Genomic DNA, 19,832 nt, shown 5'->3' with positions numbered 1-19,832 from the left:
GTTTCCCGTGAACCCGCAAGCGCTTGGAACCGACTACATGAGTGCCGCAGCGGTTTCCTCGGGCGGGTGCTTTGCCGCGTCAGGTGAGGGCGACGCCGGGCGGACTTGTCGGCCATCCCACCGATGGCCGGCTCGGATTTCGGTTGTTCGTGCTTGACCGCCCGATGCGCCGGTTGCGCAGCTCGTGCGGTCAACGAGGGAGTTTAACGCCCACATGGGCCAGCTTACCCAGGATACCCGCCTCTGCGAGCTCAAGACCCCCCTTGGCAAGGACGTTCTGGTTTTTGCCCGGTTCGAGGCCGCCGAAGGTCTGAGCGAACTGTTCGAATATCGCATCGAGTGTCTCAGCGAGGAGGCCGATCTCGACTTTGACCGGGCCATCGGCAAGCAGTGCACCCTCACCATCAAATTGCACGAGAAGGAACGCGAGTTCAGCGGCATTCTCACGGAAGCCCAATGGCTGGGGGTGAAGAACGACTATTTCAGTTACCGGATCGTGCTGAGACCCTGGTTGTGGCTGCTGTCGCGGACCACCGATTGCCGGATTTTTCAGGACAAGAAGGCGCCCGATATCATCAAGGAAGTCTTCAACGAGCGCGGCTTCACGGACTATGAGTCCAAGCTTACCGAAGAGGGCTCATGTCCGAAGCTCGAATACTGCGTTCAATATCGCGAGACCGATCTGGATTTCGTGTGCCGGTTGATGGAGCAGCACGGGATTTACTACTTCTTCAAGCATGAAGGCGGCAAGCATACGCTGGTGCTGGCTGACTCCAAGTCCTCGCATAGCCCCATCAACGGTCTCGCGAAGATCCCCTACATCCCGCTCACCGGCTCCGACCGTCGCGGCGAGCAGCATATTTATGAATGGGCCTCCGAGCGCCGGTTTCGCACCGGGAAGATCGAGCTCAACGATTACAATTACCAGAAGCCCAACGCGCAGATGATCAGCGACGCCAAGGGCTCCGAGCACTACACACGGTCCGAGATGGAGTTCTACGACTACCCGGGCAAGTTCAAGGAGAAGTCCGACGGCGAGCGATACGCGAAGATCCAGCTTCAGGCCGAGCAGGCGATGGATCGGCGCCGCCGGGGCAACGGCGACGCCGTTAATCTGTTTCCCGGCGGACTAACCAAGCTCGAGAAGCACTCGAAAGACTCGCAGAACGTCGAATATCTCGTGGTACGGGCCGCTCATTCGTTTTCCATCGAATCCTATCGCACTGGCGGCCCCGGCGACGCCGGACAGCACGTCTACTTCGGCAGCTACGAATTTCTGCCCAGCGATCGGCCGTTTCGATCTCCCATGACGACGCCGAAGCCGAGGATCAACGGCATTCAGACAGCCAAGGTGGTGACCAAGGACGACAGTTCGAGCGAGGAAATCGACGTCGAGTCGCTGGGCGAAATCTATGTTCGCTTTTTCTGGGATCGGAAGAAGAAGCGCTCGTGCCGGTTGCGCGTGGCGCAAGTCTGGTCCGGCAAGCGCTGGGGCGGTCAGATCATCCCGCGCGTCGGGCAGGAGGTGGTCGTGGAATTCCTGGAAGGGGATCCCGACCGGCCCCTGGTGATAGGGACCGTCTACAATGATGAATACAAGCTGCCCTACGACCTGCCGTCCAAGAAGACGATTGCGGGATTGAAGTCCGACTCGACCAAGGGAGGAGGCGGCTACAACGAATGGAACTTCGAGGACAAGAAGGGGTCCGAGAAGATCACCGTGCACGCCGAGAAGGACTACGACGTCACGGTCCGCGACACCGAGACCAGGACCATTGGCGAGGCCGCGTTCGGCGGCGATACCCGCAAGACCACGCTCAAGAACGGCAACGACAAGCTCGATATCCAATTGGGCGGTCAGCACATCAAGCTGGCGATGGATCAGTCCGTCGATGCGGGCCTGAGCATCACCCTCACGGCCAACGTCAATATCACCCTGCAGGTTGGTCCAAGCCAGATCATCCTGTCTCCGGCCGGCATCGTCATCAACGCGCCAACCATCACCATGACCGCGCAGGCCGCCATGGCGCTCGCGGCCGGCGGCCCGTTGGTTGCCCACGGCACGCCAACCATTGTCGGCTGACAGCCATGAATCAGGTTCGGTTCAGCACAGTCCACGATCTGTTTGAAGCCTATCCGCTGGCGCGCTACGACGTCGGCAAAGCCGCTCCGGACAAGTTGTCGTTGGATTTCCTGCAGGAGGCGGCCGATGCGGGCAACTGGCACCAGGCTGTATCCTTCTGCGCGTATCTGCTCCCCAGGCGCGTGGCCGTCGCCTGGGGCTGTCGCTCGTTGCGGCAGATGTTCGACCATTTCGACGGCAATGAAGGCAGGTCGCTCAATTTTGCCGAGACCTGGGTCCGGCAGCCGGACGAGCAATCGCGCAACAAGGCTTTGGCGGTCGGCAATGCCAACGATCCCGAGCAGCCGGCGACCTGGCTGGCGCTGGCGGCGGGTTGGTCCGGCGGAAGCGTGGTTCCCGCGGAATTTGCACCGGTCGAAGCCAAGCCGGATCAGACGGCGCGAGCGGTTCGCGCAGCCCTTTTGATCGGCCTCTGCCGGCTTACCGGCGAGTCCAGGGACCGGATAATGACGGCCTGCCTGGAGGATGGTATTCAATTGGCACGCGGCGAACCGCGCCCTCCACGCTGACGAGACGATGTGATGGTGCTTCGCTTTAACATCGAGAACGAGCCGAACCTTCCAGACGGCGGCCCTGTGTCATTTACCGTCACCGGAAGGCGTTCGGTCGACATTGGCCGGGACCGCCATCTCGACTGGACATTGCCCGATCCGGCACGGATGATTTCGGGGAAGCATTGCGAGATCCATTATCGCGACGGCGGCTACTGGTTGCACGACGTCTCGACCAACGGCACCTTTCTCAATGGTGCCGACCAGCGCATACGGGGAGCGCATCGGCTGCGCAACGGCGATCGGCTCGTCATCGGCCACTATGTCATTGGCGTTTCGCTGGACCTGGATGAGCCTGCCGAGGGCACTCCGAGCCATGGCGCGCAGCAGCAAGCTTCGCTCGCTCAACAGCACGCCGATTACCAGGAACTGTGGGCTCCCGGTCGCGACGTGCCGCCGCCAATCGACCCGCAGCAGTTGCGAAAACCGCGCGAGGCCGCGCGGCCCGTCAATCCGGAATTCCTGGACTGGGCGGCGAGCGTTCCGCCGGCGGGTGTGGATCCTGTCCGGCATTCGCCGCAGATGCCTCAGCGCGAGCCGCCGCTGCACGACGACATGAGCTGGGCAGCCGGTCCGGTCGCCACGCCAAAACCGCCGGTCGATGTGCTGCACGCGATGCCGACGCCGCGCCGACCGTCGGTATGGGCCGACGACGAAGCGGCTGTCCCGCCACCGCCGGCTCCCTCACCGGCAGGGCATGTGGGAGCGCCGCGGCAGCAACTGGCCGAGCCGGCACCGGCCACGGCTGCGTCGATCGGCAATCCCGAGTTTGCGCGCCTGGTCGCACGTGCTGCCGGACTGCCGGACGGTTTCTTTGCCGACAAGACCGAAGCCGAACTCGCAGAACAGCTTGGCGTCATCCTGCGCATGACCGTGGAAAACCTGATGGCCCTGCTGCAGGCGCGGACCCAGGCCAAGCAGCTGACGCGCAGCACCAGCCAAACCACCATCCAGGCCATCGAGAACAATCCGCTGAAATTCTCGCCGACCGCGGAAGACGCGATGCGTATCCTGTTCGGGCCGCCGACGCGCAGTTACCTCGATGCGCCGCATGCCTTCGCCCAAGGCTTCAAGGACCTCAAATCCCATCAATTGAAGACCTATGCTGCAATGCAGCATGCCGTCCGGGGACTGATCGCCAGTATCGATCCGACGCTGATGGCGCGCGAGCTCGAGCTTCAGCGCGGCGCACGGTCCTTGTTTGGCTCGAACAAGAGCAAGCTCTGGGACGAATTTTTGACGCGCTGGAACGCGCATCTCGGTCGCGACGAAAGCGCGCCGATCGATACCTTCATGCTGCATTTCTCCGAATATTACGACCGCGCAGACAAGCCGGGGTCAAAGTGAACTGTCGGTGACGATGCAGTCGCCGATCATTGCCGAGTGGATGTAGGAATGTCCTGGTACAGCAAAGTTTTCTGGTCGGAAGGTCTGTTCCTGCGGCCGCATCATCTGCAGCAGAACGATCGCTATCTCGAGCATCTGCTGGAAAAGCGTGTTCGCTACACGACACCGTACCCCTGGGGCTTTGCCCAGCTCGAGATCGACAACGATCTTACTCAACAGAGCAAATTCGCCGTGCGCAGTGCGACCGGCGTCATGCCGGACGGAACGCCGTTCGATATTCCTGCCGACAGTCCGATCCCGGAAGCCATCGAAGTGCCGGATTCGGCCGCAGGTCAGATCGTCTGGCTGATGATGCCGGTCGCGGCACCCAATACGCGGGAGGTGGATGAGGATCGCACCGACAGCGCAAGTCGCTACGTTCGGACTGCCGAAACGTTTATCGATTCAACCTCGGCGCTGCGCATCGAAGAAGAGATCGACATTGTCTATCCGCGGCTCTCGTTCGAGCTGCGCAAGACGAGCAAGCCGGGATACATGGGTCTCGGCATCGCTCGCATCCTCGAAGTGCGCGACAAGAATATCCTGTTCGACGACAAGTTTGTGCCGCCGATGCTGGTCTGCGCCGCACATCCGGTTGTCGATGGCTGGCTCAATCGAATCATTGGCTGGGTTGAGACCAAGCTCGACGAGCTTGCGCGTTACGCAGTCGATCCTTCGTCCGGCGGCGGTTTGCAGAGCGTCGATTATCTGGTGCTGCAGGTGCTGAACCGGACCATTCCGGTGCTGACTCATTTCAAGCGGTCCGGCAGCGTACATCCCGAGCGGCTGTACGAGGAACTGCTGAGGTTTGCCGGCGAGCTTGCGACCTTCGCGACGACCGAACGACGCGCACGGGACTACCCGGCATATGATCACGACAACCTCGAATACGTCTTCACGCCCCTGGTGCGCGACATCCAGGATTTCCTGAGCGCGCGACTGGGCAGGCGGGCAATCCGTCTGGAGATCATCGAACGCGCCCAGAACGCATTTGTATCGCCGATCCGCGATCGCGCGCTGTTCCGGAATGCGACGCTGGTGCTGGAGGTCGCCGCGCGGCGGCCCCTCGTGGAGATTCAGAATGAATTCCCGCACCTGTTCAAGGTCGGGCCCAACACAAAAATGACCGAGATCGTGCACGCAAACCTGCCGGGTTTGACCCTGGTGCATCTGCCGACGCCGCCACCGCACATCCGAGCCATCACTGACCACGTCTATTTCTATCTCGATCGCAAGTCGCCGCTGTGGCCCGAGTTCAGCACAGCAGCCTCGATCGGGATGCATTTTTCCGGCGACTGGCCGGAGCTTGAGTTGTACCTTTGGGCCATCCTGGAAGAGCGGCCATGACCGACAGGGACAAGCCGGTTAATCCTTTCGGTCGGGGTGAACGGACCATCATTCGTCCGAACCCCGGCGGGAAGATGCCGCCGGCCCCGGCTCCTCAACCTCCGGCGGGCGAGGGACCTGCCAGCCGTCCGGCGTACTCGCCATCGCCCGTGGCTACGCCGGGTGGCCCTTCGCCACCGCCTTCATTCTCTCCCGTCCCGCAGAGCGCAAGCTACGCCGCCCCGCCGACCAGCCAGCCGTCAGAGGAATGGATTTCGACACCGGCGCAGGCTCAGGCGACGCAACCGGTCCTGCCGCCGGGTCCGCCCTTGCGTGTCGACGATCTGGTTGCGCCAAACGCCAATCCGGTGATGCGCGCCGGCGGCCCTTTGCTGCAGTTGCTTGGCCGGCTGCGCGTCGCGCTGATGCGGGCGTCATTCGCGAGCCTGATGGAGCAGGTCGCCGACGCCATCAAGTTCTTCGAGAAGGATATCCGCTCGGCGGGCATTTCCGAGCACCAGGCCAATACGGCGAAGTATATCCTGTGCGCGACCGCCGACGATATTGTGCAACACATACCGACCGACGATCGACACGTCTGGGCCCAATACTCGATGCTCAGCCGGTTCTTCGGCGAGCGCGTGGGCGGCGTACGCTTCTTCGAGATTCTCGACCATTTGAAGACCGATCCGCTGGTCAACTATCCGGTGCTCGAGCTTCAGCACGCCTGCCTTGCGCTCGGATTCCAGGGAATCCACCGGACGTCGCCGGGCGGACTTGCGAACCTCCAGGTGATTCAGCGCAACCTCTATGAAACGCTGCGCCGGGTTCGGCCCAAGCCGACCAATGATTTGTCGCCGCACTGGCGCGGACAGGCCTTGGCCGGTCGGCGGAAGCACTTGCGTATCCCGGTTTGGCTGGTGGCGGCCGTGGTCGCCGCGCTGCTGACGGGATCCTATTTCGTTCTGCGAACGTTGCTGGCTGGCCGTGCAGAGAATGCCGCGCAAGTCGCGCTGGCATTGCATCCCGGCGATCCAATCGAGCTCAAGCGCCGCGTCGTTGCGCCGCCGCCACCACCGCCTCCGCCGCCACCGCCGGACCGCATCACCCAGCTGCAGCGCATTCGCAACGCGCTTGCACAGGAGAAGACGGCGTGCGCCATGACGGCGGATCAGACGGCGAGCTTCATCGTGATCAGGGTGTGCGATCTCGCATTGTTTGCCTCGGGCCAGGCAACCATCCTGGATGGTTTCAAGCCGATCGCGGCCCGCGTCGCGGCGACGCTCGACAAGGAGCCCGGCAGAATCCGGGTGGTTGGCCATACCGACAGCTCGCCGATCCGCACCGTGCGTTTCCCCTCGAATTTCGAATTGTCGGTCGAGCGCGCCAAGGCGGTTGCCGCCGCGCTGAAGTCCGGCCTGGCCGATGGTTCGCGCATCGATGTCGACGGCAAGGGATCGGATTCACCGATTGCCAGCAATTCGACGCCCGAGGGACGAGCCAAAAACCGTCGGGTCGAAATCTTCATCGAACGTAGCGAATAGGCGGACGCCAGAAGCTCACGCGATAAGCGACAGGTACCGGTAAATATGCTCGCCAAGGACATACTACGCATCGTTCTCTATGGAGTCGGGCTCAGCTCGCTTGGGGCCGTGATCTACCTTGCCGGTCCCTTCGTCGCTTTCGGCGACTGGCATCCGCTGGAAAATCACATCGTTCGCCAGATCGCGATCCTGCTGCTCGGCGCCGCGGCAGCAGGCGTCACCGGTCTTCATTTCTTCAGGCGACGCAAGAATGCCAAAGAGATCGCCGACGGCGTCAGCGGTGCGGACCAGGCTGTCAGCGACGAGCCGATGCTCAAGGAGCGCATGAAGGATGCGCTCGCAACACTCAAGACTGCGAGCGGCAACAAGTCCGGTTATCTCTACGATCTACCCTGGTACGTCATCATCGGCCCGCCAGGTGCGGGAAAGACCACCGCGCTGGTCAATTCGGGGCTCAAGTTTCCGCTCGCGCGCGGGGCAACGCCGGCGGCGATCGCCGGGGTCGGCGGGACTCGCTACTGCGATTGGTGGTTTACCGAGGAGGCGGTGCTGATCGATACCGCCGGTCGCTACACAACCCAGGATTCAAACAGCAAGGCCGACAAGGAAAGCTGGCTGTCCTTCCTGGACATCCTGAAAAAAAATCGGTCGCGCCAGCCGATCAACGGCGTTCTCGTCGCAATCAGTCTGGAAGACGTGCTGACGCTGCCGAAGCAGGAGCTCGCGCTTCATGCCGATGCCATCAGAATGCGGCTCCTCGAGCTGCATCAAAGGCTGAAAGTGAGCTTCCCGGTCTACGCGCTGTTCACCAAGGCCGATCTCGTTGCCGGTTTCACCGAATATTTCGCCTATCTCGGCGAGGCCGGCCGGCGCCAGGTCTGGGGGGCCACTTTCCAGACCGCCGACAAGACCCAGAATCTGGTGGGGCAGGTCCCGGTCGAGTTCGATCGCCTGCTGGAACGCCTGAGCGAAGAAACGCTTGATCGCCTGCAGGACGAGCCGACGCCGCAGCACCGGGTGCAGTTGTTCGGCTTCCCGGCGCAGATGGCGCGGCTCAAGCCGCAAATCCACGATTTCCTCAACCAGATTTTTGAGCCGACGCGGTATCACGTGAACGCCAATCTGCGTGGGTTCTATTTCACCTCGGGCACCCAGCAGGGTACGCCGATCGATCAATTGATCGGATCGTTGGCGCGTACGTTCGGCGCCGAGGAGGTCGGTGCCGGATCGTACTCCGGAACCGGCAAGAGCTATTTCCTCGCCGATTTGATTTCGAAGGTCATCATCGGCGAGGCCGGCTGGGTCTCGACCGACCGTGCTGCGGTGCGCCGCGCCCTGATCCTCAAGACCGCGGCGCTGTCCGTGATAGGTTTGGTGGCGATCGGGCTGATCGGCGCGTGGCTGACCAGCTACAAGCGCAACTCCGAGCTGATCGAGCAGAGCTTGCAGGCGGACAACGAGTATGCAGTCGCCGGTGCGCCGCTCATCAAGCAAACGCTGATCGCCGATCATGATCTCGACAAGGTGCTGCCGCTGCTCTATCGGCTGCGGAACGCTCCGGCCGGCTATGCCTCACGGAATGAGCCGGTACCACTTTCGGCGCGCTACGGGCTCAGTCAGCACGCGCGCCTGTTGTCGCCCGCGAAGGCGGCCTATCACACCGCGCTTGAGCGCATGTTCAGGCCTCGCTTGCTGTACCGTTTGGAAGAGCAGCTCAATGCGCGCATCAACGAGCCTGCCTTCGTCTATGAGGCGCTGAAGGTCTACCTGATGCTCGGCGGCCTGCAATCCCCGGACCGCGAGCTCATCCGTTCCTGGATGCAGCGCGACTGGGCGGACAACCTCTATCCTGGCGCGACCAACGCGGAGGGACGGCGTCTGCTCGATGAAAATCTCGTCGCCATGTTCGACCTCGAAACCGAGCAGCCGCCGCTGGTCGAGCTTGACGGACGGCTGATCAAGCAGGCCCAGAACTCATTGGCGCGCCTCAGCGTGTCGCAACGCGCCTACGAGTTCCTGAAGTCGGAGGCTCGTGGATCGACCGCCGGCGACTGGATCGCCAGCCGCCGAGGCGGTCCGGACGTGGCAGTTGTCTTCGAAACCACGACCGGGCAGCCCTTGGACAATGTGCGGGTGCCGGAGTTCTTCACCTACAACGGCTTCAATCAGAAGTTCATCGCTCGACTGCCCGGATTGTCGGAACGGATGAAGCGGGAGCGCTGGGTGTTGGGCGACGCCGGCCAGCAATCGGCAATCGACCAGCAGTATGACAATCTGGCCGGCGATCTGCTCAGCATCTACTCCAATGAATTTGTGACGACGTGGCGGACTGCGCTCGGCAGTCTGCGCCTGAAGAAACTGCTCGCGGACAAACCGAAATACGAGGTGCTGAGGGCGCTTTCGGCGCCGACCTCGCCGATGCGGCAAATCCTGGAGTCGGTGCGCGACGAGACGATGCTGACCAAGGAACGCCCCAAGCCGGCGAGCGGCGGCACGCCGGCCGCGCCGCCTGCGGTGACCACGCCAGCGCTGTTCAACAATGCGCAGGACGGCACGCCTGGCGCGGCGATCGAGTCGCAGTTCAAACCCTACCATGCAGTCCTTGAAGGGGAGAGCACCCGCCGCCCGATCGACTCGACGATCGCAAACCTGAACGATATCGCGCAGAATCTGACGCTGATGGTCGAGAATCCGCAACTGACGGCGCAAGCAACGGCGGGGCTTCAGACCCAGGTTGCAGCGCTGCGCAACAATGCCTCGCGTATGCCGCCGCCATTTTCCGATATGCTGCGGGCGGCGGCCGCGGAGTTCGAAGGCAGCATCGCTGCCTCCACGGCCGGTCAGATCCTGCAGTCGTTGCGCGATCAGGTCACGCCGGTCTGTCAGCAGACGGTGACCAACCGCTACCCGTTCGTGCGGGGCAGTGGTCAGGAAGTCCCGCTCGCTGACTTCGCCAAGCTGTTCAGCCCGAACGGTGTGATGGACAAGTTCTTCAGTCAGTTCCTGGCGCCTTATGCGGATACGTCGCGATCCGAATGGGTCTGGCGGAAGGAGAGCCCCGTCGGCCGGTCGTTCTCTCCTGATACGCTAAAGCAGTTCCAGAATGCCGCCTATATCCGCGACGCCTTTTTCCAGACTGGCGGCGGTGTGCCGGCGGTGTCCTTTGCGATCCGGCCGCCGGCTGCGGCCGGACCGGGCATCACAGTCAAGACCGAGATCGGCGGCACGACGATCACGAGCCCAACCACACCGGGACCAGCCGCAGCTCCCTCCATGTTTGGCGCGCCGCAACCCGCTCCTCCGCCGCCGCCGCAGAGCAATTCACCGACTACGGTGCTCTGGCCCGGCCCATCGCCGCGGACGGCAATTTCGGTCAGCAACGAGACCGGCTCGCCATCTGTACTCGAGCGCATCGGTCCCTGGTCATTGTTCCGAATGCTGGAGGCCGGCTCGCTGGTCGCCAAGGCGGAATCCGCCAGCGCAACTTTCATTGTTGCCGGACGTGAGCTCAATTATCAGATTTCGACCGGATCGTTGCGCAATCCGCTAAACCTGTCAGTGCTCCGCGAGTTTCGTTGCCCGACCGGAATATGACCATGCGATGCGGCTTATTCGGCAAGATCGGCGCGAAGCGTGATTTCATCGCGATCGCGACGCCGCGCAGCTTCCTGGAAGTCTGGGAGCCGTGGGTGCAAGCTGCTATTTCCGCGAGCCGCCATCAACTCGGCGCCGCCTGGCAGGAAGCATTCCTGACCGCGCCGATTTGGCGATTCTGGCTTGGCGGAGCAATCTGCGGCACCACCATCGCAGGAGCGATCATGCCCTCGCTAGACGGTGTGGGGCGATACTATCCGTTGACGCTGCATGCGGTGCCGGATGGCGACGCCGCGCTGCCGCCGCCGCACATCGATCCGCAGGACGGGTGGTATGGGCAAGTGGAGACGTTCCTGCTCTCGACCCTGGACCGGGCTGCGACGTTCGAGCAGATCTCCGATGCACTGGATCGTCTCGCGCTCCCACGTCTGCGGACGCGGGAGGCTGATGGACCGCCGGTCGTGTCGCTGAGCGACGCGACGCTGGGAATGGTTTCGACGGCCGATGGGTTTGCCGAGTCGTTCGGCACGCTCTGCGGCGCGAGCCCTCAAGTCTATGCCGCGGCCAGTTTCTGGTGGACCGCCGGAGGCGAAGGGTTCTCGCCGATCGCACTCTGTTGCCGCGGATTGCCGGATCCGTTTCACTATTCCACGTTGCTGACCGGCGACGTTGGCCGCGAAGTATTCGGGACGGGATGACGCGCGATGGTACACGTCCCCTCCTTGTTCGATGTCGGTAGCGTCACTCACGCCGGACGGGTGCGGGCGCGGAACGAGGATTCATACCTGGTAAGAACCGACGTCGGCCTGTGGGCCGTCGCCGACGGTATGGGCGGTCACGAGGCAGGCGATCTTGCTAGCCGCATCGTGGTGGAGTCGCTTGATTCCATCGGCGCGCCGGACTCCGCGGCGGACCTGTTGGCGCAATGCGAGGCGCGCCTGTTCAGCGCCAACCAGCAGATCCTGGCCCTCAGCCATGAAAGGCAGGGTGCCATTGTCGGAACCACAACGGCAGTCCTGCTCGTACGCGACGGCCACTATGCCTGCATCTGGGCGGGTGACAGTCGGGTGTACCTGATCAACCGCCACGGCATCACACAGGTGTCGCACGATCATAGCGAGTTGGAGGAACTGATCGCTGATGGCGCGCTATCGCGCGAAGAGGTCCAGGACTGGCCGAGCAATGCCATCACCCGGGCCGTTGGTGTCGTCGCCGACCCCGAGCTCGAGGTGGTGACCGGTCCGGCCGAACCGGAAGACATCTTCGTGATTTGCAGTGACGGCTTGACCCGGCACGTGCGGGACGACGAGATCGAGCAGCACGTGGCCACTCGCCTTGCCCAGACAGCCTGCGACGACATGCTCGCGCTCGCGCTTGATCGCGGCGGGCTCGACAACGTCACGATCGTGATCGTGCGATTGCTCGCGCCACGATCCTCGGAGCCCACGAGGACGCCGCTCGATCAGGAGCTGCGACCATGACCGCGAACGATCCGTTTCGGTCATCCTACCGCGGTGTGCCGGCCGGCACCCGGCTCAACGGCATTTACGAGATCGAGGCGATGATCGGGGCTGGCGGCATGGGGGAGGTCTACCGATGCCGCGAAATCCAGACCGGATCGCCCGTCGCGGTCAAGATGCTGCTGCCCGACATGGTCGACAACGAGGCGGCGCTTGCGCTGTTCCGGCGGGAGGCAGCCGCGCTTCACAATCTTCCGCACGAAGCAATCGTTCGCTACTTCCTGTTCACGGTCGAACCCGCACTGCAGCGCCCGTATCTGGCGATGGAGTTTGTGAACGGACGCTCGCTGTCGAACATGCTCGACGACGGGCCGCTGACCTTCGAAGCGCTGATCAAATTGATGCGGCGGGTCGCATCGGGCCTTCAGGCGGCTCACGAGCACGGCATTGTCCATCGCGATGTCTCTCCCGACAACATCATCGTGCCGCTCGATGATGTAAGGCGGGCGAAGATCATCGACTTTGGGATCGCCCGGTCAACGCAGATGGGTGACAAGACCATCATCGGCTCCGGCTTCGCCGGCAAGGACAATTACGCGTCGCCGGAACAGGTCGGCTTGTACGGCAACGATGTCACCGCAAAATCCGACGTCTACAGCTTTGGTCTGGTGCTGTTCCATGCCCTGACCGGACAGAAGCTCGATATGGGCGGGAGCCAGTTTCAACTGGTCGAGAAGCGTCGGCGTGTGCCCGATCTCGGCGCAGTCGACATGCGCATCAGGCCGCTTCTCGAGAGGATGCTGCAGCCGGACCCGGCCTTGCGCCCGACCATGGCGGAGGTAGCCAGTTGGACGCCGGCGGGTTCGGCGCAGCCGTCCGCAGCACCGCTCTACGGCTTCGATCCATTGGCGAAGTCGCAGGCTGGTATGTCTGCGCCGCAGGAGCGGGCGCCATCAACCACGCGGAACTCCCGCCGCATCTGGCTCGGCGCCTGCGTCGCGGGACTGCTGCTTCTGCTGGGCGGCGGTGGGTACACCTTCTATAAATTTGTCTGGAGGACATCGGGCTTGGCGGCTTTGCCGCCACCTCCGAAACTCGCCGGGACATCCGCGCCGTCGAGCGAGCCTGCTCCGCCACCGCCGACACGCCAGGAGCCGGTGAAGCTGCCGTCTCAGCCGACGCTGACGCCGTCTCCGTCCCCCGACGGGCCGGGTCGAGCCGAGCGAATCCGCAAATATGTCGCCCAATATGCGGGCGGCGACTGCTTCTTCATCCTGCCTGTTGCGGTGAGCTCAAGCGCAGCCGTCATTGAAGGCTTCGGCGCTTCGACCGCCCCGTTCGATACCTTCGACAAAGCGTTTCGAAAGGAGCAGGGATTTGAGGCTTCGGTCGGCGTCAGGCAGGTGAATCAGGCCCAATGTCCGGCCGTCAAATTCCTCAGTCAGGTCGGAAGCGATCAAGCGCGTGCGCCGCGCATCAACCTGTCGGCGACGGAGCTGAAGGCCGGCGAGACCCTCAACGGGACCGTCGAGAATTTTGCCAACCGGGTGGTGGAACTGCTCATGGTCTCGGATCGCGGCGAGGTGCGCAGCCTGTCCTACCTCCTGAAGCCGGGCGTCGACTCGTTTTCCTTTGCCCTGCCGATGGAGCGCACGACCGGTCCGCAACTCCTGTTGGCCGTCGCAGCCCCGCGGGTTCTGGATTCATTGCGCCAGCCGCGACCGATGGCTGCCGACACATTCTTCCTGCAGGCGACGAGCGAAGCTCAACGCGGCAACGTCACCATCACCGCGGCTGGACGCTATGTGATGCTCACCAATTGAGCCGCTGTTCAGAATTTGCCGATCATCAAGATCTTCAGGTCGGCATCCGGCTTGAAGTCGCTCGCCGTGAATTGACGTGCATTGTCGGCAGATGACGGCTTGAGCCGGCCAGGACAAAAACTGACCAGGCGGTCGTCGCCGCCCGGATCGATCGTCAACGTGAAGGACCGGATTGGACCCGCCCAGTTCGCACCCGTCTTGAGCACGTAGGAAATGCGCCGCTCCTGCAGCTTTGCGGTATTGGCCTGGCTGTCACCTGTGCGCTTGTCCAATTCGGCAAGGAACGCATCCGTAACGCAATAGTCTCTCCTGTACCGCTCGACTTCCGGTCCCAGTGCCGCGCTGCGACGTAGACCTGAGCGCAGGACCGTGTCAGGGCTGGAGCCGACGCTCGGGCGATATTGATGTTCGACCGTGACGGTACGCGCCGCGGGAAACACCTGCTCGCGAACGGCCGACGTCTTGGTTATCCAGCCGGGCGTATATTGCTGGCGACCGTTGTCGCTCATGCCCGCAGGCATCAGAAGGCCGTCGTCGATCAGCTTGGTTCGGGTTGTCGCCGGCAGGTCGGTGACCCGGATCTCCCGATCACCGAGCGGCAGCAAAGGCAGCTTGAATTGACGGAGGAGGGCGGTGACATCCTTGTTGCCGATCATGGCGCGCTGATCGATGGCCAGCGGCACCGCGTTGCCGTCGATCCTGGTCTCGAACGCGACGAAGTTGACCGGATCGCTCGATGGAAGGGCAATGTTCTCGGCTTCGGACAAATCGATGTCGGGCAGCGGAAAGGCGACAGTGAGCGCAACCGGCTTGCTCGTCTGGTTGACGAATTGGTAGCGAACGCTGACCCGGTCCAGCCCGATATGAAGCTCCTCGCTCGCCATGGCCACGTCCTTGGTGCGGACGAATTGCAGCCCGCCGATGGACAATTCGGCCGCGGAATCGTTCGCCCGCGCAGGCCAGCCGGTTGCGGCCAACAGGACGATCATCAAGGCTCGCGACCTCAACGACAGCCCGCTTAACGCTCCATTTGCCATCCCGGTCTCCATGCGGCGCCGCAGCGTCTGTCCGTGTGGGTCAATCGATCGCCTGGTAAAGGTCGCCCCATTCCGGCTTCCAGACGCCATCGGGGTCGCAAACCACGATCGCGAGCTTCATGTCATTGGCGAGACGGATTGCGCCGCGAAAGGCATCCTGGGCCGGCATCTGGGCGCTGACCTGGTCGCTGTTCAGGCGTCCCCCGCTTGCGGCGGCCGGCAACACGATTGACCCGGAGGCGCCGGTATTGTCGCGCTTCAAAACCAGAGTAATCGCGTCTGGCTGGATTTCGCTGACTTGCTCAAATCTGTTTCTGGCCATGATTTTGCACTGCAAGCTGAAGGAGTTCGGACTATCACCGTCCAGTGAAAGAGTTGAACGGGATCGGGGTTGCTCGCCACTAATTGACGCTGCACTCGCGCAGTCTTGGATTAGGCAGTCTTGGATTAGTCGGACTGACGCCGCATTCGGTTCGGTTACATTGAGGCGGATATGCTTCGTCGATCTAGCTGGATCTGGCTCTCTATCGTCGGCGCGGTCATGGCTGCCACTGGGGCCAGGGCCGACGATGCGGTCGTGCGAAGCTTTGCCGGCGGTTCGGCTGCATCCATGGTCGGGATCGTCGCGGCCAGCCAGGACGTCGAACTCGCGGGCCCGCAAGCGCTCAGTGCTGACGGACAGGGAAACCTGTTTGTGCTCGATCAAATCAACGGCCGCATTCTGCAGTTCGACCCCAAACAACCGAACACTGCTCCCGACATCCTGAAGATGCCTGGCGATGTGCAGCCCACCGACCTCGTCGTCCATAACGACGACATCATGGTTTGGGACGGCGGCGTGCGGATGCTGAAGGCGGCACCAGGACAGTCCACACGCGGGCTGGGCGGCGACGAGATCCAGCTGGAGGAAGTCTCATCCCGCGGAACCGACGACCAGGTCGCCATTTCGGCCTTCGCCCAGATGGGCTCGCAGGCGCTGAGCAGCCCGACCGACTTGCTCGATCAGAATACGCGCGCGGCCATCGCGAGGACGACGCGACAGCCCGACCGGCAATATATCGCCTCGCGCAGCAAGGGATCGGTGATCGCCGATATCATTCCCGACAAGGGCAATGCCGGCGTTCGGGTCGAAATCCAGACCATGGTCTCCAACGAGACCATCGGTCAGCTCGGCCTGCGCGTCCGCAACCAGCTCGGCACCGTGGAGTTTCTCGAGATCGACAACAGCGACCGCTTCTACGTGCTGGCCGAGGACATTCCTCCGTCGGGCAAGAATGCCTCCACCTTCGTCGCACGCTATGCCGCGAACGGACGCCTGGAGGGTATCTACGAGCTGCCGCTGGAGAACACGCCCGTGACCCGGCGGTTCGTCACCGTTTCGGGCGATGGCGACGTCTATTTTCTGCGCACCAAGCCGGATGGTGTCGAGGTGGTCGGTGTCGGCTTCCGCCCCCTGGGGAAGGTATCCGTCATTGACGTCAGGCCGTCGCGCACGGCGGCCGCGCCGGCGGCGGCGCGGCCGGATATCAAGTTCAATGCGACCGCCGCCGTGCGGCCGTCCAATCGCCAGCAGGCGATCGAGACCGCCTTCGCCTTTGAGGGCATCCAGTGGAAGCTGACACCGGCGAACTACGGTAGCGATCCCGACAGCCAATGCTCCGGTTTCAGCCGTATTCGCCGGCCGTGGTATCTGCAGGGCAAGGTAAACCAGGAAGTGCGCGGCGTGCCCTATTGCTGGGGATGCCACGGTTCGCTCGCGAACTTCCGGCAGCGGATCGACAGCGGGACGCTGGCGGGCAATGTCTGCACCCGCAACGAGCCACGGCCGGATGTGGCCGGTGTCGACTGTTCGGCATTCGTCAGTGCCACGTGGGGGCTTTCCGTCCATTACACGACCGCCGCCATCCCCGCGATCGCCGCACCCGTGACCAACCCCTGGGACCTCAAGCCTGGCGACGCCCTGAACAAGCCGGGTTCCCACGTGATGTTGTTCCTGCGGTTCACGCCCGATCGCAAGGCTGAGGTCATGGAATCCTCGACGGGTGGCTGCAACGGTCGGGTCTGCCGCAACGTCTATCCGCTCGCAAGCCTGCTCGCGCGCGGTTACGTTCCGGTCCGCTTTCGCGCATTCGCAGATGATCAGACGACCGTTTCCGCGAACGCCTATCAGGAGACCGAGGCGCCGACAGGCCGCAAGACGGCGAATAAACGGCGCTGAACCTGAGGTCTTGCCAAGGCTACAGATGAACATGGATCGCCGCCTGCGCGCTGGTTTCTGGAGGTCCGGACGGCATTCCTGCCGCTCTGCCTTGCCGGTGTGGTTCCAGGGCGGACCTGCTTGATATCGAGGTGGATCGCGATGCGAACGCTCAGGGGCTTTGATCGAAGGACCGGTTGGCTGTGTGCCGCCATCCTGCTCGCTGCGTTGATCGGCCTGCCACTCCAGCGCGCGCATGCGGCCGGTGAGCTGTCGATAAGCAATCCCGACGGTGCGGCGCTCCGGGCGCTCGTCATCGGGATCGACGACTACCAGCATGTGCGCAAATTGAAGGGCGCGGTCGCCGACGCCAATGACATCATGTCCAGCTTGAGGACCATGGGCGTCAGCGATGTGGTCGAGCTGACCAATGCACAGGCCGACAGGGAGAGCGTGCTGCGTGAGATCAGCTTACTGGTGGAGCGGACCAAGAGCAACGATCTCGTCTTCCTGTCGATCGCGGGTCACGGCACGCAGGAGCCGGAGCGGATCAAGGGCTCGGAACCGGACGGAATGGAGAACGTGTTCCTGCTGCCCGAATTCGCGACCACCCCGGCCGGATCGGTCGAGCGCATTCTGGGAAGCGAATTCAACCATTTCATCCGGCAGTTCGAATTGCGCGGCGCAAGGGTGATCTTCGTCGCGGATACCTGCCATGGCGGCGGAATGGTGCGCGATATCGATCCGCGTGCGGCTGAGATGAGTTTTCGACAGGTGCCACGTTACACGCTGCTGGTCGATGAATTGAAGCCGGTGTCGAGCAGCGACGACCCGAAGTCCGAACTCGATCTCGACCACACCGCGTTCATCGCTGCGGTCGATCGGCACACCAAAGCTCCGGAAGTACGGATTCCCGGGATCGATGGCCTGCGCGGCGCTCTGAGTTATGCCGTTGCGCGGGCCGTGGAGGGCAACGCGGACATCAATCATGATGGCAAGGTGACCCTGAAGGAGCTTTTCAGCAATGTTCGGCAGGTGGTCTATCAACTGTCCGACCAGCGCCAGAACATCGTGACGGTCTCGTCGCCGGCCCAGATGCCGGAAACCGAGGTCGCCTTCGAATTGACGCGCGGCGTGGTGCTGATCCAGGGGACGGCCGCGAGAGCTGCCTCCGGCCAGGTTGCTAACGTCGCGTCCGCCGAGAAACAATCTCCTGCGTCGCCGGCCGTTACGGCCAAGTCGCAAACTGCTCCAACCAGTGCCGCTGCGACCGCCCCGGCCGCGCCCAGTGCCGCGCTGCCGCCGTTCCGCCTCACCACGCCGATCCGTTTGGCAGCGCTTGACGGCAAGATGAACTATTTCACCAGCCTCAAGCCGCAGGACGCCAGCGTGCAGGCAGTTCAACCGACTGATAATCCCGACCTGATCTGGGACCCCGTGTCTCATGACGTGATCGCCTGGGGCGATGTGGTGGCCTATGGCGTTGACGTTGGCGGTTTGACGACAGTGGTCAACCGAACTGCGGCAATTCGGGAGCTTAAGCGCATGGCGACGCAGTCGCCGCAGCTGATGCGTATTTGGCCGGATGATCGACAGCAGCGCAGCGGCCAGACCGTCGAGGTCGAATTGTCCGACGTCGGTTCGCGGGCGGTGCTGCTATTCAACGTGTCCGGCGATGGAACCATCCAAATGCTGTATCCGGTGGGTTCCGATGCCGCGATGGCTCGATCAGCAAATCTGCGGCTGCCTCTCCGGGTGGGCGAGCCGTTCGGCGCCGAGCAGATCGTAGCGGTGACCTCGCAGCAGCGGATGGTTGATCTGGAGACGGTCCTGATGCAGCTCAACCGGCGCCGTGCCTCGGGGCAGGTGATCAAGAGTCTGGAGCGCTACCTGCCGGCGGACGCGCGGATCGCGTCAATCGGCTTTTTCAGCGTTCCCTGACAAAGCTGTGACAGCGGGTCATGTCGCCAGCGAAACTGGTTTCCCGGAAGCAATCAGGGTTCGCGATCGTGCTGTTGCTGGCGGGAAGCGGCGTCGCGTTCGCGGCGCCGCCGCCATCGGCCTCTCCGTCGGCAGGTGCGACGAATGCTCCGTTGCTCTGGCGCGTACAGGCCCCGCGCGGCCCGGCAAATGCTGCCGGCGTGTCGCTTGAGATCCTGCCGGGTCCAACTGTCAACATTGGCGGCAAGGTGTCATTCGGCGTAACCGCCAGGAAGCCCGGCTATCTGATGTTGGTGGATGTGGATGCGGAAGGGCGGATGTCCCAGATCTTCCCGACTGCCGAGCTATTGGCGCAGTCGGTCGGACCCGACATGAATCTTGTGAAGCCTGGTGTCCAATTCATTGTTCCGACGCCGGCGGCACAGGAGCGTGGATTTGAGTATGTCGTCGCGCCGCCGGCCGGGTCCGCTGTGATCGTTGCGATCCTGAGCGAGCGACGTGTGCAATTGCTCGATTTGCCGGACGTTCAGCGCAAGCTTCAGGGGCCGGCCGACACGTTGAGCTATCTGTCGGATTGGACCAGTCAGCTGCGGATACCGGACAGCGGCGGCGGAAGACTGTTGCCGAACAATTGGTCGTTCGACATCAAATCATACTCCATCAAGTAGGTCAGCGATCGCGTTGCTACGGCCACCCGGGCGGTTGAGGAGACCGTCCGGCGCGATCATGTGGTGAATATTCTTGTGGCCGAGGCTGCTGTCCGGCGTCTTGCGTGCAGGGCCCTGCGGTTTGGCTCCCTTGCCCCCGGCATTGCCGATTGCGGGGAGGAG

15 protein-coding genes are annotated in these 19,832 nt (G+C 63.0%); 12 read left to right on the top strand and 3 right to left on the bottom strand.

Going from position 1 to position 19,832, the window contains the following annotated elements; translation table 11 throughout:
- Positions 1–214: 214 nt before the first annotated feature.
- Genes ACE10X_RS26230 through tagH form a run of 3 tightly spaced genes read left to right on the top strand, consistent with a single transcriptional unit; the run spans position 215 to position 4,041 of the window.
- Positions 215–2,083, top strand: coding sequence for a type VI secretion system Vgr family protein (locus ACE10X_RS26230; protein WP_038383158.1), 1,869 nt, complete (start codon positions 215–217; stop codon positions 2,081–2,083).
- Between the two features lie 5 nt (positions 2,084–2,088).
- On the top strand, positions 2,089–2,652 hold the full coding sequence (locus tag ACE10X_RS26225; protein WP_038383157.1) for a DUF6931 family protein: 564 nt from the start codon (positions 2,089–2,091) through the stop codon (positions 2,650–2,652).
- Between the two features lie 12 nt (positions 2,653–2,664).
- The gene (gene tagH, locus ACE10X_RS26220) at positions 2,665–4,041 is read left to right on the top strand and encodes a type VI secretion system-associated FHA domain protein TagH (protein WP_038383156.1); all 1,377 of its coding nucleotides are present in this window, start codon (positions 2,665–2,667) and stop codon (positions 4,039–4,041) included.
- On the opposite strand, the gene ACE10X_RS26215 is transcribed toward tagH, so the two are convergent.
- Positions 4,033–4,257 (bottom strand): hypothetical protein, encoded by a 225-nt coding sequence (locus ACE10X_RS26215; RefSeq protein WP_244435714.1) that lies wholly within the window; start codon positions 4,255–4,257, stop codon positions 4,033–4,035. The genes tagH and ACE10X_RS26215 overlap by 9 nt on opposite strands.
- Between ACE10X_RS26215 and tssK the strand changes: the two genes are divergently transcribed.
- The 6 genes from tssK (at position 4,147) to ACE10X_RS26185 (ending at position 13,827) form a co-directional block, all read left to right on the top strand.
- On the top strand, positions 4,147–5,427 hold the full coding sequence (gene tssK / locus ACE10X_RS26210; protein WP_244435713.1) for a type VI secretion system baseplate subunit TssK: 1,281 nt from the start codon (positions 4,147–4,149) through the stop codon (positions 5,425–5,427). The genes ACE10X_RS26215 and tssK overlap by 111 nt on opposite strands.
- 308 nt (positions 5,428–5,735) lie before the next feature.
- The gene (gene tssL / locus ACE10X_RS26205; RefSeq protein WP_276325840.1) at positions 5,736–6,950 is read left to right on the top strand and encodes a type VI secretion system protein TssL, long form; all 1,215 of its coding nucleotides are present in this window, start codon (positions 5,736–5,738) and stop codon (positions 6,948–6,950) included.
- 45 nt (positions 6,951–6,995) lie between these two features.
- The gene (tssM, locus tag ACE10X_RS26200; protein WP_304557799.1) at positions 6,996–10,544 is read left to right on the top strand and encodes a type VI secretion system membrane subunit TssM; all 3,549 of its coding nucleotides are present in this window, start codon (positions 6,996–6,998) and stop codon (positions 10,542–10,544) included.
- Entirely contained in the window at positions 10,541–11,242 is a 702-nt protein-coding gene (tagF, locus tag ACE10X_RS26195) for a type VI secretion system-associated protein TagF (protein WP_038383153.1), read from the top strand. The genes tssM and tagF overlap by 4 nt, the downstream gene beginning before the upstream one ends.
- A 6-nt stretch (positions 11,243–11,248) precedes the next feature.
- Entirely contained in the window at positions 11,249–12,025 is a 777-nt protein-coding gene (locus ACE10X_RS26190; protein WP_038383152.1) for a PP2C family serine/threonine-protein phosphatase, read from the top strand.
- On the top strand, positions 12,022–13,827 hold the full coding sequence (locus ACE10X_RS26185) for a serine/threonine-protein kinase (protein ID WP_304557800.1): 1,806 nt from the start codon (positions 12,022–12,024) through the stop codon (positions 13,825–13,827). Before ACE10X_RS26190 ends, ACE10X_RS26185 begins: the two co-directional genes overlap by 4 nt.
- An 8-nt stretch (positions 13,828–13,835) precedes the next feature.
- Here the strand turns inward: ACE10X_RS26185 and ACE10X_RS26180 are convergent, their stop codons facing one another.
- Both ACE10X_RS26180 and ACE10X_RS26175 read right to left on the bottom strand, forming a co-directional pair.
- Positions 13,836–14,816: a DUF4424 domain-containing protein gene (locus tag ACE10X_RS26180; RefSeq protein WP_038383150.1), complete on the bottom strand. Its 981-nt coding sequence runs from the start codon at positions 14,814–14,816 to the stop codon at positions 13,836–13,838.
- A gap of 88 nt (positions 14,817–14,904) precedes the next feature.
- A complete protein-coding gene (locus ACE10X_RS26175; protein WP_244435712.1) occupies positions 14,905–15,201 on the bottom strand; it encodes a hypothetical protein in 297 nt (98 codons plus the stop codon).
- Between the two features lie 156 nt (positions 15,202–15,357).
- On the opposite strand from ACE10X_RS26175, the gene ACE10X_RS26170 reads away from it, so the two are divergent.
- The 3 genes from ACE10X_RS26170 (at position 15,358) to ACE10X_RS26160 (ending at position 19,670) form a co-directional block, all read left to right on the top strand.
- On the top strand, positions 15,358–17,082 hold the full coding sequence (locus ACE10X_RS26170) for a hypothetical protein (protein WP_038383146.1): 1,725 nt from the start codon (positions 15,358–15,360) through the stop codon (positions 17,080–17,082).
- A 141-nt stretch (positions 17,083–17,223) separates the two neighbouring features.
- A complete protein-coding gene (locus ACE10X_RS26165; RefSeq protein ID WP_375763042.1) occupies positions 17,224–19,002 on the top strand; it encodes a caspase family protein in 1,779 nt (592 codons plus the stop codon).
- A gap of 20 nt (positions 19,003–19,022) precedes the next feature.
- Positions 19,023–19,670 carry a DUF4384 domain-containing protein gene (locus ACE10X_RS26160; RefSeq protein WP_038383144.1) on the top strand — a complete coding sequence of 216 codons (648 nt, stop codon included), beginning with the start codon at positions 19,023–19,025 and terminating at the stop codon, positions 19,668–19,670.
- Positions 19,671–19,832 lie beyond the last annotated feature (162 nt).

The sequence above is a fragment of the Bradyrhizobium sp. Pha-3 genome, from assembly GCF_042258325.1.
Lineage (GTDB): Bacteria > Pseudomonadota > Alphaproteobacteria > Rhizobiales > Xanthobacteraceae > Bradyrhizobium > Bradyrhizobium elkanii.
Note: the sequence above shows the minus strand (reverse complement) of the source record. Positions and strands in the feature narration are given on the sequence as shown.

Bases quoted from the DNA above. Each gene is read 5' to 3' on its own strand.
- ACE10X_RS26230 (WP_038383158.1), top strand. From the start codon at position 215: ATGGGCCAGCTTACCCAGGATACCCGCCTCTGCGAGCTCAAGACCCCC.
- ACE10X_RS26225 (WP_038383157.1), top strand. From the start codon at position 2,089: ATGAATCAGGTTCGGTTCAGCACAGTCCACGATCTGTTTGAAGCCTAT.
- tagH (WP_038383156.1), top strand. From the start codon at position 2,665: ATGGTGCTTCGCTTTAACATCGAGAACGAGCCGAACCTTCCAGACGGC.
- tssM (WP_304557799.1), top strand. From the start codon at position 6,996: ATGCTCGCCAAGGACATACTACGCATCGTTCTCTATGGAGTCGGGCTC.
- tagF (WP_038383153.1), top strand. From the start codon at position 10,541: ATGACCATGCGATGCGGCTTATTCGGCAAGATCGGCGCGAAGCGTGAT.
- ACE10X_RS26190 (WP_038383152.1), top strand. From the start codon at position 11,249: ATGGTACACGTCCCCTCCTTGTTCGATGTCGGTAGCGTCACTCACGCC.
- ACE10X_RS26185 (WP_304557800.1), top strand. From the start codon at position 12,022: ATGACCGCGAACGATCCGTTTCGGTCATCCTACCGCGGTGTGCCGGCC.
- ACE10X_RS26180 (WP_038383150.1), bottom strand. From the start codon at position 14,816: ATGATCGTCCTGTTGGCCGCAACCGGCTGGCCTGCGCGGGCGAACGAT.
- ACE10X_RS26170 (WP_038383146.1), top strand. From the start codon at position 15,358: ATGCTTCGTCGATCTAGCTGGATCTGGCTCTCTATCGTCGGCGCGGTC.
- ACE10X_RS26165 (WP_375763042.1), top strand. From the start codon at position 17,224: ATGCGAACGCTCAGGGGCTTTGATCGAAGGACCGGTTGGCTGTGTGCC.
- ACE10X_RS26160 (WP_038383144.1), top strand. From the start codon at position 19,023: ATGTCGCCAGCGAAACTGGTTTCCCGGAAGCAATCAGGGTTCGCGATC.